10 protein-coding genes and 1 pseudogene are annotated in these 12,832 nt (G+C 72.8%); 3 read left to right on the forward strand and 8 right to left on the reverse strand.

Annotation, left to right across the window (positions count from 1 at the left end; all coding sequences use genetic code 11):
- The first annotated feature begins 11 nt into the window (after positions 1-11).
- On the forward strand, positions 12-2,567 hold the full coding sequence (locus ACIP5M_RS07010; protein WP_401192933.1) for a discoidin domain-containing protein: 2,556 nt from the start codon (positions 12-14) through the stop codon (positions 2,565-2,567).
- 492 nt (positions 2,568-3,059) lie between these two features.
- On the opposite strand, the pseudogene ACIP5M_RS07015 reads toward ACIP5M_RS07010, so the two are convergent.
- Positions 3,060-3,233 (reverse strand): annotated as a pseudogene (locus ACIP5M_RS07015) (transposase); the annotation flags it as partial.
- Between the two features lie 52 nt (positions 3,234-3,285).
- Positions 3,286-3,852, reverse strand: a complete 567-nt coding sequence (locus ACIP5M_RS07020) for a MarR family winged helix-turn-helix transcriptional regulator (protein ID WP_401192936.1) — start codon at positions 3,850-3,852, stop codon at positions 3,286-3,288.
- A gap of 40 nt (positions 3,853-3,892) precedes the next feature.
- Between ACIP5M_RS07020 and ACIP5M_RS07025 the strand changes: the two genes are divergently transcribed.
- On the forward strand, positions 3,893-4,807 hold the full coding sequence (locus ACIP5M_RS07025) for an EamA family transporter (protein ID WP_401193558.1): 915 nt from the start codon (positions 3,893-3,895) through the stop codon (positions 4,805-4,807).
- On the opposite strand, the gene ACIP5M_RS07030 is transcribed toward ACIP5M_RS07025, so the two are convergent.
- Positions 4,765-5,235 carry a GNAT family N-acetyltransferase gene (locus ACIP5M_RS07030; protein WP_401192939.1) on the reverse strand — a complete coding sequence of 157 codons (471 nt, stop codon included), beginning with the start codon at positions 5,233-5,235 and terminating at the stop codon, positions 4,765-4,767. The two genes, ACIP5M_RS07025 and ACIP5M_RS07030, sit on opposite strands and share 43 nt — an antisense overlap.
- A 77-nt stretch (positions 5,236-5,312) precedes the next feature.
- Here ACIP5M_RS07030 and ACIP5M_RS07035 point away from each other — a divergent pair, with 77 nt between their 5' ends.
- Positions 5,313-5,765, forward strand: a complete 453-nt coding sequence (locus ACIP5M_RS07035; protein WP_401192942.1) for a VOC family protein — start codon at positions 5,313-5,315, stop codon at positions 5,763-5,765.
- A gap of 28 nt (positions 5,766-5,793) precedes the next feature.
- On the opposite strand, the gene ACIP5M_RS07040 is transcribed toward ACIP5M_RS07035, so the two are convergent.
- From ACIP5M_RS07040 to ACIP5M_RS07060, 5 genes are all read right to left on the reverse strand, one after another.
- Complete coding sequence (locus ACIP5M_RS07040) at positions 5,794-8,334, reverse strand: ABC transporter permease (protein ID WP_401192945.1); 2,541 nt, start codon at positions 8,332-8,334, stop codon at positions 5,794-5,796.
- Positions 8,335-8,458: 124 nt separating this feature from the next.
- Positions 8,459-9,301 carry an ABC transporter ATP-binding protein gene (locus ACIP5M_RS07045; protein WP_401192948.1) on the reverse strand — a complete coding sequence of 281 codons (843 nt, stop codon included), beginning with the start codon at positions 9,299-9,301 and terminating at the stop codon, positions 8,459-8,461.
- 71 nt (positions 9,302-9,372) lie between these two features.
- Entirely contained in the window at positions 9,373-10,659 is a 1,287-nt protein-coding gene (locus ACIP5M_RS07050) for an ATP-binding protein (protein ID WP_401192950.1), read from the reverse strand.
- Positions 10,660-10,700: 41 nt separating this feature from the next.
- Positions 10,701-11,375, reverse strand: a complete 675-nt coding sequence (locus tag ACIP5M_RS07055) for a response regulator transcription factor (protein ID WP_401193560.1) — start codon at positions 11,373-11,375, stop codon at positions 10,701-10,703.
- 297 nt (positions 11,376-11,672) lie between these two features.
- Positions 11,673-12,806, reverse strand: coding sequence for a substrate-binding domain-containing protein (locus tag ACIP5M_RS07060; RefSeq protein WP_401192953.1), 1,134 nt, complete (start codon positions 12,804-12,806; stop codon positions 11,673-11,675).
- Positions 12,807-12,832 lie beyond the last annotated feature (26 nt).

Genomic DNA, 12,832 nt, shown 5'->3' on the forward strand with positions numbered 1-12,832 from the left:
AGGAGGTCAGATTGCAGTACAGGCGACGCTTCCTCGCCTTACCCCGCGTGCTACGCCGCTCCCACCTGCTCATAGCCTTCGGCCTCGGCTCGCTGCTGCTCGGGCTGATGCCGTGGCTCGGCGTCACGGCCCCGCAAGCGGCCGGCCGGGCCCCGGAGCCCCGGCCCGCACCCGTGCCCCTCGACCAGCAGACGGCGCAGCAGGCGCCGCATCACGGCATCGCGCCGGCGAACGCCATGGAACCCACTGCTCCGGTCCTGGACCGGACCGGATGGACGGCCACGGCGAGCGACGAGGAGACCGGCGGCGAGAACGGCCGCGCGGCCAACGTGCTCGACGGGAACGCCGCGACCCTCTGGCACAGCCGGTGGACGGGCACCGCCGCCCCGCTGCCGCACAGCATCACCGTAGACATGCACCGCACGGCGGTCGTCTCCGCGCTCGTCTACCGCCCCCGCGCGGACGGGGCCAACGGGCGCGTCGGTGAGTACAGCATCCATGTCAGTACGGACGGCCGGAACTGGGGGAACCCGGTCGCCTCCGGCACGCTCGCGGACGACGGCAGCGCCAAGACGCTCGGGTTCGCCCCCCAAGGGCTGCGGTTCGTACGGCTGACGGCGCTCACCGAGGCCGGCGGCCGCGGGCCGTGGACCTCCGCCGCCGAGATCGACCTGCTCGGCGACCCCGGCACCCCGGCAGCCACCGTCGACCTGTCGCGGACGGGGTGGACGGCCACGGCGAGCGACGAGGAGACCGGCGGCGAGAACGGGCGCGCGGCCAACGTGCTCGACGGCAACGCCGCGACCCTCTGGCACAGCCGGTGGACGGGCACCCCCGCCCCGCTGCCGCACAGCATCACCATCGACATGCACCGCACGACGGCCGTCTCCGCCCTCGTCTACCACCCCCGCAGGGACGGGGTCAACGGCAGGGCGGGTGCGTACACCGTCACCACCAGCACCGACGGCACGACGTTCGGGGCGCCGGTCGCCGCGGGCACCTGGCGCGACGACGACACCGTCAAGACCGCCACCTTCACCCGTACCGAGAACGCCCGTTACGTACGGCTGACCGTCACCACCGAAGCCGGCGGCCGCGGGCCGTGGACCTCGGCCGCCGAGATACGCCTGAGCGGACCGGCCAGTCCGGCCGCCCACGGCGCCTGGGACCGGATCACCGGCTTCCCCCTGGTGCCCGTCGCCACCGCCGCCCTGCCCGGCGACAAGCTGCTCGCCTGGTCGGCGTACGCGCTCGACCGCTTCGGCGGCAGCAACGGCTACACCCAGACCGCGATCCTGGACCTGAAGACCGGCAAGGTCACCCAGCGCCGCATCGACAACACCGGCCACGACATGTTCTGTCCCGGCATAGCCATGCTCGCCGACGGCCGCGTCCTGGTCACCGGCGGCAGCAACGCGGAGAAGGCGAGCATCTACGACCCCGCCACCGACGAGTGGTCCGCCACCACCAGCATGAACATCGCCCGCGGCTACCAGGCCATGACGCTGCTCTCCACCGGTGAGGCCTTCGTCCTCGGCGGATCCTGGAGCGGAGGCGCCGGCGACAAGGCCGGCGAGGTCTGGTCGCCCGACACCCGTACCTGGCGCAAACTCCCGGGCGTCTCCGCCGTCCCGGCGCTGACGGCCGACCCGGCCGGCCCCTACCGGGCCGACAACCACATGTGGCTGCACGCCACTTCGGGCGGCAAGGTGCTGCAACTGGGCCCGAGCAAGCAGATGAACTGGATCTCGACCAGCGGCACGGGCGGCATCACCACGGCCGGCACCCGGGCCGACAGCCAGGACGCCATGACCGGCAACGCCGTCTCGTACGACATCGGGAAACTGCTCACCCTGGGCGGCTCACCCGCCTACGAGAAGACCCCCGCCACCCGGCGCGCGTACACCGTGAGCATCTCGGGCAGCCAGGTCCAGGCCGCCCGCACGGGCGACATGGAGCACGCCCGCGCCTTCAGCAACAGCGTCGTCCTGCCCGACGGCAAGGTGGCCGTCTTCGGCGGGCAGGCCTATCCGGTCCCCTTCAGCGACGCGACCTCGGTCCTGGCCCCCGAACTGTGGGACCCGACGACGGGCAGCTTCACCCCGCTCGCCACCATGGCCATCCCGCGCAACTATCACAGCGTGGCCAACCTGTTGCCGGACGGGCGGATCTTCTCCGGCGGCGGGGGCCTGTGCGGCGACTGCGCGACCAACCACGCCGACGGGGCCGTCTTCACCCCGCCGTACCTGCTGAACGCGGACGGCTCGCCGAAGCCGCGCCCCGCCATCACGGGAGGCGTGCCGCCCCGGGCCGCCCCCGGCACATCGCTCACGGTGACCACCCAGGCCCCGGTGGCGTCCTTCGTCCTGATGCGGGCCGCAGCCGCGACCCACTCCACCGACAACGACCAGCGACGGGTCCCCCTCGCCTCCACGGCCACGGCAGACGGCGTGTACACGGTGTCCATACCGGCCGACACCGGGGTGGTACTGCCGGGGAACTACATGCTCTTCGCCCTCGACGCGCAGGGGGTACCGAGCATCGCCCGGTTCCTCACCATCTCCTGAAACCGCTCGCGGAGGTGGCCGCCCGGTGCCCCGGAGCCGGCCGGCCACCTCCGCAGCGACGGCAGGAGCACCGCCCAAGAGTTGTCCGGGCGATCTTGAGATCGAGATCTTCCAACCTTCTTCGGCTACGCTCGCCGCGTTGAAGGGGAGGGCATGGAGGACGTCTTCGATCTGAGTGGAACGCCACCGCGGGGCTGGATGCATGCGCTCTTCGGTGGCGGGCCGTACGCCGATGACGTTGGCAGGTGTGTGCCCGGGCCGCCGGCCCCGGCAGCCGTCACGGTCCCGGCTCCTGGAGGTGGGGAGTTCGTCTACCGATTGGTGACGGTCGGCTCGTGGTCAGCCCCGGATGACCCGATCGCCGTCTACGACGACACCGGCCCGGTGCCCGAGCCGCCTCTGTCGGAGCTGGAGAAGTCCTGGCTCAGCCGCGGTGTCGACCAGCGGCCTGGACCTGTCGAGGGGTCACGCACGCGGCCAGATGACCAGTGACCACAGGCCGAACCGTTCTGGCAGGTCACGCCACTGAACGCCGGTCCGGACCCGGTGCAGAATCCCGTCGATCACTTGCCGGTGATCCCGCCACCGGCCGCATCGTCTGTTGCTCACCGGCAGGTACGGCTCCAGCCGTTCCCACTCGGCATCTGTCAGATCACCCCGCCCCATGTCCACATCAACGACCCGGACCCGAGGCAGCACATGATCGGCCGGACAACTCCTAGTCCCTCGGGAGCGTGCGCCCCAACTTGCGCAGCAGGTACGTCAGGCTGCTCCGCTCTTCCTCGGACAACCCGCCCAGCAGCCGCGTCTCGTTCCGGAAATGCTCTGCGACCACTTCGTCGATGAGCTCTCGCCCCCGGTCGGTGAGCCGGATCAGCCGGCCCCGCGCATCGTCCTCGGCCGCTCGGCGAACAACCAGACCGGCGCGCTCCAAGCGATCGACGCGCTTGGTCACGGCCCCCGACGTGACCATCGTCGACTCGCGCAGCTCACCGGCGGTCAGCTCGAAGGGCGCGCCGGAGCGGCGCAGTGTGCCGAGCACGTCGAACTCGCCCCTGCCCAGGTCGTACCGCTCGAATACGCGGCACAGCCCATCCTCCAGCGCCCAGTGCAAACGGCTGATGCGCCCGATCACGTGCGCCGGGCTCGCGTCGAGGTCGGGCCGCTCCCGGCGCCACTGGCCGACGATGCGATCGACCGCGTCGGCCCCGGCAGGCTCACCGGCCTCGTCGGGCGGGAAGGGGAACTCGGCGTCATGGGACATGGATTGACCAATCTCTTCCATGGAAACTAATCTGTCTTCCATGGAAATCATCTCACGCGGCATGACCGGCGACCGGCCCTTACTGACCTCTGCCGTGACGGCACTGGCACCGGCGATCTGGGGCAGCACCTACCTCGTCACCACCCAGTGGCTGCCACCGGACCGCCCCCTGCTGGCCACCACCGTGCGGACCCTTCCCGCAGGACTGATCCTGCTCGCCTTCGCCCGCGTGCTGCCGACCGGGATGTGGCTGTGGCGGTCCCTGGCGCTCGGAACGCTCAACATCGGGGCGTTCAACTTCCTGATGTTCGCGGCGGCTTACCGCCTGCCGGGCGGCACCGCAGCGATGATCATGGCGGTGCAGCCGATGCTCGTACTCCTCCTGGCGGCGCTGCTCATGGGGGACACCATCCGGCCCGCGCAGGTGGCGGCCTGCGCCCTCGGAGCCGTCGGGGTCGTACTGCTCCTGTTCAAGGGAACGGTGGCACTGGACGCCGTCGGCGTGGCTGCGGCACTGGGCGCGGCGGCCTGTCTGGCCTTCGGTATCACCCTCACCAAATTCTGGGGACGCCCGGACGGCGTGGGGCTCCTCCCCTTCACCGGCTGGCAGTTGGCCGCGGGCGGCCTCGTATCGCTGCCCTTCACCCTGTCCGTCGAGGGACTTCCGGCCACCGTCACCGGAACCAACATCATCGGCTTCGCCTACCTCATGTCCCTGGGCGCCGTGGTCAGTTACGCGATCTGGTTCCGCGGGATCGAGAGGCTGCCCGCGCCGGCGGTCTCCTTCCTCGCCCTGGGCAGTCCGATCGTCGCGACCGTCCTCGGTTATCTGTTCCGCGACGAGACGCTCTCGATTCCGCAGCTGTTCGGAATCCTGGTGATCATCTCTGCCGTACTGCTCGCCCAGCCCCGTCCGGCCCCACCACGCTCCGTTCACGTTCCCCGGACACCCGTGTTCGGCCGGCGGACCATGTAGACGTCGATCGGGTCCTGAGCCTCCACGGTGAACCCGTGCCGCTCGTACAGCCGCCGGGCGGCGCTGCCCTGGAGGACGTTCAGGCGGACGGGCACGCCGTCGGCGTCGGTCCGCTCCAGCAGTGCTCGCAGCACGGCCGATCCGAGTCCCCGGCCCTGCAGGAGCGGGGCGAGGTAGAAGTGCTCCAGCCACCTCCCGTCCCCGGCCGGGCGCAGGGTGACGCAGCCGGCGAAGACGCCGTCGGCCACGATGACCGACGTGTGCCGAGGGGAGAAGGAATCGCGCAGCCGCTGCCGGACCCGGTGCTCGTCGAACCGTCCCAACCGCTCCAGATCCGACCGCATCACCGTGGCCCGCAGCTCCGCGATCGCCTCGACGTCCGCCGGTTCCGCGGAACGCAGCGCCCATATATTCGCCCTCGTATCCATGGCCGGAGTATTTCAAGGGGCGGCCAGGCCGCCCGGGCGGCGGCCCTCAGCCGTAGCCGCCCGATATAACTGGCTCCATGGCATTGAGCTGGAAGCTGGTCATCGACAGTACGGACGCACCCGCCCTCGCCGACTTCTGGGCCGCGGCCCTGGAGTACGAGGTGGAAGACCCCAGCGCGCTCATCGAGCAGCTGCTCGCCGCCGGGCACATCGGCGCGGAGGCGGTCGCCCGGCACCGCGGGCGCAAGACCTTCCGGGGCTACGCCGCGATCCGCCATCCCGAGGACCCGTTCGACCCGACCAGCGGAGTCGGCCGCGGCCGGCGGCTGCTCTTCCAGGACGTGCCCGAGCGCAAGGCGGGCAAGAACCGCCTGCACATCGACGTCCACAGCGAGCCCGGCGGCCTCGGCGAGCTGGTGTCCCGGCTGGAGGGGCTGGGGGCCACCCGCGTCCGCGAGTTCGACAAGGGACCTGCCGGGCACTGGTGGGTCATGCAGGACCCGGAGGGCAACGAGTTCTGCGCGGCGTAGGCCGGACCGGCCCCTCACGGGCGGCCGGTCATGGGGCCGTGGTCGCCGCGGGAATGTCGACGCGGGCCGCCCTGTGGGCCGGCCAGAGGGAGGCGGCCAACGCGCCCGCCAGGGCGATGAGTACGCCGAGGGCGAGGCGGCCCCAGGGGACGACCAGGGTGTAGCCCACGACGTTTTCCTGGAGGGTGCGGCCGAGCGCCCAGCCCAGGAAGACCCCCATGGCCGTGCCGAGGGTCGCGCCGAGGCCGCCGAGGAGCAGGGCCTCCAGGCGGATCATCCGGGTCACTCCGGCGCGATCGAGGCCGAGGGCGCGCAGCATGCCGATCTCCTTGCGGCGTTCGAGGACGGACATCGCGAGGGTGTTGGCGATGCCCAGTGCGGCGATCGTCAGGGCCATGGTGAGCAGGGCGTAGAAGACGTTGAGCTGGTCGCCGATGCCGCCGCTGTCCTGGGCCCGGAGGCCCGCCTCGTCGAGGACGGCCAGGGCGGGGTTGTCGCCGAGGGCGTGGGTGACCTCGCGCAGCGCGGCCCGGCCGGGCCCGCCGGCCATGGCGACGAGGACCGCGGCGGTGTGCGGGGCCGGGTCGTGGCGGGCGACGAGGGAGTCGGGAGCGGTGATGCTCGGCAGCAGGTTGCTCTGCGGGTCCGCCCGGTAGACGGCTCCGATGGTGACGCTGTCGGGCCGGCCGTCCTGACGCTGCAGGGGGAGGGTCTGGCCGACGTGCCAGCCGGCCTCCCTGGCCTTGAAGTCGGCCACGGCGATCCGGCCCTCGGCGAGGCAGTCGAGAGAGCCCTCGACCACGTCGTACCGCAGCAGCCGTCCAATGGTGGCGGGGTCGACGCCGGTCAGGACGGAGGGGACGCCCGCCAGGCGGTAGTCGGTGGACTGGTTGAGCGGACTGGAGGTGGCGCCGGGCAGGTTCTTGAGGGCCGCCGCGGTGGCGGGGGTCATCCGCATGCCGCCCTCGGCGGCCTCGACCAGGTAGTCGGCGGTGAAGTCGTGGGTGGTCGCGCGGTCGAGGTAGCGGGCGGCGGAGGCCCCGAGGACGGACAGGCCCGAGGAGAGGGTGAGGGCGATGGCGAGCGCTGCGGCGGTCGCGCCCGTGCGCCGCGGGTCGCGCACGGTGTTGCGGGCGGCCAGGTCGCCGCACACCGGGTGGAGGCGGGTCAGCAGCGGCCGCAGCAGCGCGACGAACGGCCGGGACAGCAACGGGATCAGGCCGATCGTGCCGCTCAGGGCGAGCGCCGCACCGAGCCCGATGACGGTCCGGGCGTCCTTCCCCGTGGTGAGGGCCCCGTACACCACGGCGGCGGTGCCGGTCAGCACCAGCGCGGCACCGAGACCGTCCCGCAGCGAGCCGGCGCGCGCGGGCGCCGTCGGCTCGGCGGCGCTGAGCGCGGCGACGGGCGGGATGGCCATGGCCCGGCGGATCGGCAGCCAGGCGGCGAGCACGGGCAGGGCGGTGCCGGCCAGCAGGGACGTGAGCACGGTGCCCGGCGTGAGGACCAGCGGGCCGGCCGGGGCGTCGGCGGGGGCCAGGAGCGTCCGCAGCAGGGCGGCCACCCCGGTGCCGGCGGCGAGGCCGGCCGCGGAGGCGATCGCGCCGACGAGGAGGGACTCGGCCAGCAAGGTGCGGCGCACCTGCCTGCGCGAGGCGCCGACGGCCCGCATCAGGGCCAACTCCCTGGTGCGCCGGGCGACCAGCATGGTGAAGGTGTTGGAGATGAGGAAGGTGGCGACGAAGAGGGCGACCGCGCCGAAGCCCACCAGGATCTGGCTCATGGTGTCGCCGTCGGTGGTGGCGAGGTTCGACGCGATCTGGGCCAGCCGGTCCCCGGTGACCGCGCTGGTGCCCGGGGGCAGCACCGCTTCGACCCGGCCGAGGAGCTCGTGCGGGGGAGTGCCGGGTGCGGCCGTGAGCTCGACGTGCCGGAAGAGGCCGGGCTGGAGGAACAGCCGCTGGGCGGTGGCGCCGGCGAACAGCGTCAGGCTGCCCCCGGAGGGCAGTCGTGTCCCGTCGGTGCGGAAGACCCCGCTGAGGGTGTAGGAGGCGGCGCCGCTGTTCGTGCCGACGCGTACGGTGTCACCGACCCGGTAGCCGCCCCGCGCGGCGGTGGTCTCGTCGAGGGCGATCGCGCCGTCGCCGGTCGGGCCGGAACCCCGGGTGAAGCGGTAGGCGGGGTCCGTGCCGTCCGCTCCCGGGGCGAAGTTGCCGCCCTGGTGCGACGGGCCGTGGCCGATCAGCCGGCCGTCGCGATCGGCGACGGCGGCGAAACCGTCGACCCGGCCCGCGGCGACGGCGACGCCGGGGAGCCCGGCCAGGGCGGCCACGGTGGGGGCATCAATGCCGGCCGGTCCGCCGCTGCCGCCGGCGGGAGGGCCGTCTGCCGCGACGTTGACGGCGATGCGCTCGTAGCCCTCGGTCGCCCGGGCGGTGGTGGCACGGTGCAGGCTGTCGCCGAAGACGAGGCTGCCGGAGACGAAGGTGACGCCGAGCATGACCGCGAACGCGGTCATCAGCAGGCGGGCCTTGTACGCGCATACGTTGCGCAGGGCGGTACGGAACATGGGGGTGCGGATCCTGGGGAGAGGGCTCGGCGGATACGAGCGGGACGACTGGTGCGGTGGCGACGCGAGGCGAGGCGAGGTGAGGCGGGGCGAGAGAGGCGGGGCGGGGCGGGGCGAGAGACGCTCAACTGGTGCGTGAGCGGGTGTCGAACGCCTTCATCCGGTCCAGCACCCGGTCCGGGGTGGGGTGTGTCATCTCGTCGACCAGGCGGCCGTCCGAGAGGAAGACGACACGGTCGGCGTAGCCCGCGGCGACGGGGTCGTGGGTGACCATGACCACGGTCTGGCCGAGCCTGCGCACCGAGTCGCGCAGGAAGCCGAGGACTTCGGCCCCGGCGCGGGAGTCGAGGTTGCCGGTGGGCTCGTCGCCGAAGACGATCGCGGGGCGGGAGACCAGGGCCCGGGCCACCGCGACGCGCTGCTGCTGCCCGCCGGACAGCTGTCCGGGCCGGTGGCCGAGCCGCTCGGAGAGGCCGACCATGGCGACCACGCGGTCCAGCCACTGCCGGTCGGGGCGGCGGCCGGCGATGGTCAGCGGCAGCGTGATGTTCTCCAGCGCGGTCAGCGTCGGCAGCAGGTTGAACGCCTGGAAGATGAACCCGACCCGGTCGCGGCGCAATCGGGTGAGCCCGCGGTCGTCGAGCGTGCCCAGTTCGGTGGTGCCGATGCGTACGGATCCGGAGGTGAACGAGTCGAGCCCGGCGGCGCAGTGCATCAGGGTGGACTTGCCGCACCCGGAGGGGCCCATGATGGCGGTGAACTCGGCCTCCCGGAAGGCGATGCTGACCCGGTCCAGGGCGACGACACGGGTGTCGCCGCTGCCGTAGACCTTCGACAGATCGGTGACGGCGGCGGCCGCGGCCCTGCCGGTCGGGTACGGCGTGCGGGTGCCAAGGGGTTCGGCGGTCACGGGGACTCCTCTTCGGGTGCCGGAAGGTGCACGTCGAAGACTGTCCGGAGAACGCATCGGAGCCCCGGCCGCCGGGTATCGGCCTCCGCTCCGCTTCGTATCGGTTGCGTAGGGGTGGGCGGGACCGGTCAGGCGGCCGGCAGGCGCAGGGTGGCGACGGCGCCGCCGTCCGGGGCGTTGTCCAGGCGCAGCTCCGCCCCGAGAAGCCGGGCCTGGCCCAGTGCGATGGTCAGGCCGAGGCCGTGGCCCGAGCCGCGTTCCTTCGCGCCCGTGTGGAAGCGGCGGGGTCCGTGGCGCAACAGGTCGTGGGGGAAGCCGCGCCCGTGGTCCCGTACGACGACCGTACGGCCCTCGACGGTCACCCGGACCGGGCCGTCCCCGTGCCGGTGGGCGTTGACGACGAGGTTGGCGACGATGCGTTCGAGACGGCGGGGGTCGGTCTCCACGGCCGACGCGGCCGCCTCCGCCTCCGCCTCCGCCTCCGCCTCCGCCCCCTCCACCTCCTCCCCGTGCGGCGCGGGCCGCTCAGGGGAGATGACGACCTCGGTGTCGAGCCCGGTGCGCGCGACCGCTTCGGCGACGACCGCCCCGAGCGGCACGCGCGCGCGGACCGGCTGTTCCACGCCGGCGTCGAGCCGGGAGATCTCCAGCAGGTCCTCGACCAGACCGCGCAGGTCCCGCACCCGGCCCCGCAGCAGATCCTCCGTGTCACCGCTCGGCAGCAGGTCGGCGGCGGCCAGCAGACCGCCGACCGGGGTGCGCAGCTCGTGGGCCACGTCCGCGGTGAACTGGCGCTCGGTGCGCAGGCGCCGGCTGAGGCTGTCCGCCATGAGGTCGACGGTGGCCGCGATGTCGGCCACTTCGTCGCGGCCCTTGGTGGGCCCGGTCCGGGCGTCGAGGTCACCGGCGCAGATCCGGCCCGCGGTCTGCGAGACCCGCCTCAGCCGGCGGCCGAGCAGTCCCGCCCCGTAGACCGCCATGGGAGTGGCCGCCGTGAGCGCCACCAGCGAGGCCACCGCCATGCTGACGTCCAGCCGGCGCAGCCCGTAGAGCTCCGGGCCCATGTTGATCTGAACGGCCAGCACCGGGCTTCCCGGGCCGCCGACCCGCTGGGCGGCCCAGACGCTCGGGCCCACGTTGCCGTTGACGCGCCCGTCGGGGGCGGTGTGCCGGGCGTTGTCGGCCGGGTGGCGCAGTACGGCGGGCAGCGCGGCGGGATCGAGCTCGGCACCGTCCGGCGGCGCTCCGGTGCGCCGGTAGATGTCCATGGCCGAGTACACGGTGTTGAAGGCGCGGGCCTCGGCCCGGTCCCTGATGTCGTGCGCCGTCCACAGGTGGACCAGCACGCCCACCGCGGCCGCCACGAGGCAGGCCGTGGAGGCGGCCAGCGCGGCGATCTTCCAGCGCAGGGGCACACGGGCAGCCGGCCGCGGCGCGTGGAACGGGCCCACCGGTCTCAGCGCCTGAGCTTGTAGCCGAAGCCGCGGACCGTCTCGATCCTGTCCCGGCCCAGCTTGCCGCGCAGCCGCTGGACACACAGGTCCACGACCCGGCTGTCGCCGTCCCAGCCGTACTCCCACACGTCCCGCAGCAGGGTGTGCCGCTCCAGCACGATGCCCGGGTGCGCGGCGAATTCCAGCAGCAGCTTCAGTTCGGTGGGGGTCAGCGCCACCGGCTTCCCGGAGACGGACACCTCCAGGCCGCCGGTGTCGATGGTGAGGTCCCCAAAGACCAGCAGGTCGCCCCCGGACGGTGACGACGCGTCGCCCGCGGCTTGTTCAGGTACGGATCCCGGGACGGGCGCGTAGGTCGCCCGCCGCAGCAGTGAACGGATGCGGGCCACGAGCACGTAGGTGTCCACGGGCTTGACCACGTAATCGTCCGCTCCGGCCTCCAGACCGGCGACGACGTCGAGCCCGTCCCCGCGGGCCGACATCATCAGGACCGGCACCAGGCTGGTCTCCCGGACCCTGCGGCACAAGCCGATCCCGTCCAGACCGGGCAGCATCACATCCAGGATCAGCAGGTCGAAGCTCTCCTCGCGGAAGAGCTCCAGCGCCGCCAGTCCGTCGGCCACGGCCGTCATCCGGTAGCCGTAGCGCTCGAGGGCGACGGTGAAGGAACGGCGCATCAGCTCGTCGTCCTCCACCAGCAGCACGCGCACGGTGGGCGGAGGGGCCGGAGCCGGGGCGGACCAGGACACGGGCGGACGACTCCTGTTCGGACGGGTGGCGGGCACGGGTCCCGTGTCCGCTCACGCGCGGCCGGCGACCTGGAAGGAACGATAGGGCAGACGCCGGGCCGAGCCGGCCCGTCGTACGGCCGACATGGCCCGGGGCGCAGATCCGATGGACAACGAAGCGCTCCCTGATACCCGCCCGATACAAACCCCGCCCGGGCCGGCACCGCACCGCGCCCCGTCCGGTCACTACCGGTGCCAGATCTTCCGGTACGCCTCGCGATAACCGGGCGGATCCCACGAGGTGGTGTCGGCGCTGTTGTCGGACGTGGCGATGTGGACCGGGGCGACGTAGCCGCCGGCCGGGCGGCCGGCGAACGCGCGGTTGAATTCGTCGATGATCTGCCAGCCCTGCTGGGACAGCGGCTCGGGGACGGTGGCGGCCTGGAACTGCCCGCTGTCGATGCGCTGGAAGGCGGACGGGTCTCCGTCGCCCGCGCCGATGTTGAAGGGCGGTCCGGAGCCCGGTTTGCCGGCGGCGCGCAGGGCCGGGGCGGCGTCGGCGAAGTAGAGGTCGTTGATGGCGACGGAGTACGTCCACTCGTCCTGGAAGCGGGACAGCAGGGAAGAGACCGCCTGGGGGGTGCGGCTGCTCGCGTCCGGGATGGGGATGTTCTCGGACGTCAGCAGCTTCACGCCGGAGCAGGTCGCGAGCTGCCTCTTGATCAGGTCGGACTTCTTCTTGGCGAAGGGGATCGAGTCGTCGGTGAAGAGGACCACTCCGGCGTTCCCGTTGGACTCGGCGATGATCCAGTCCGCGCTGATCTTCGCCACGTCCTCCACCTTCGTGGTGATGTTGGTGAAGAGCCGGGGGTTCTCGCTCGGGCCCGGGGCATCCACCGCGTGCCACCCGATGAGCGGAATCCGCGCGGCGCGGGCCCGCGCCACCTGCTGCGAGGTCAGACGGGGATCGAAGCCGCCGATGACGATGCCCGAAGGCTTCAGGGTGATCGCCTGGCCGAGCGCGGCCTGGATACCGGCGGGGGTGCCCTCCCCGTCGATCACCCGGAGGTCCCAGCCGATCGCCTTCGCGGCTTCCTCGACGCCCTGCGCCACGCCTGCGACGCCGGGGTTGGTCATGGTCTGCGCGACGTAGACGACGGTCCTGCCGGAAACCGCCGCGGGACCGCTGGTCGGGCCGGTCCACGACCCCTCGGTCCGCTCGGCCTGCTGGACGGCCGCCGCGGCCTTCGCTACGACGGTGGGGCAACCGGCGCTCGCCGGCCCGGTGCCGGTCGACGGCCCCCGCCCGCAGCCGGCGGCCAGGGCGGTTGCCGCGAGCAGGGCCGCGGCGGTGACGGTGGTCTTGCGGTTCGAGTACACGGTGCTCCTGACGCGGGTGCGCGTAC

Origin of the sequence: Streptomyces sp. NPDC088762 (genome assembly GCF_044750905.1) — a bacterium.
In the GTDB taxonomy this organism is placed as follows: domain Bacteria; phylum Actinomycetota; class Actinomycetes; order Streptomycetales; family Streptomycetaceae; genus Streptomyces.

Bases quoted from the DNA above. Each gene is read 5' to 3' on its own strand.
- ACIP5M_RS07020 (WP_401192936.1), bottom strand. From the start codon at position 3,852: ATGGAAGAGATTGGTCAATCCATGTCCCATGACGCCGAGTTCCCCTTC.
- ACIP5M_RS07025 (WP_401193558.1), top strand. From the start codon at position 3,893: ATGACCGGCGACCGGCCCTTACTGACCTCTGCCGTGACGGCACTGGCA.
- ACIP5M_RS07030 (WP_401192939.1), bottom strand. From the start codon at position 5,235: ATGGATACGAGGGCGAATATATGGGCGCTGCGTTCCGCGGAACCGGCG.
- ACIP5M_RS07035 (WP_401192942.1), top strand. From the start codon at position 5,313: ATGGCATTGAGCTGGAAGCTGGTCATCGACAGTACGGACGCACCCGCC.
- ACIP5M_RS07040 (WP_401192945.1), bottom strand. From the start codon at position 8,334: ATGTTCCGTACCGCCCTGCGCAACGTATGCGCGTACAAGGCCCGCCTG.
- ACIP5M_RS07045 (WP_401192948.1), bottom strand. From the start codon at position 9,301: ATGCGTTCTCCGGACAGTCTTCGACGTGCACCTTCCGGCACCCGAAGA.
- ACIP5M_RS07055 (WP_401193560.1), bottom strand. From the start codon at position 11,375: ATGCGCCGTTCCTTCACCGTCGCCCTCGAGCGCTACGGCTACCGGATG.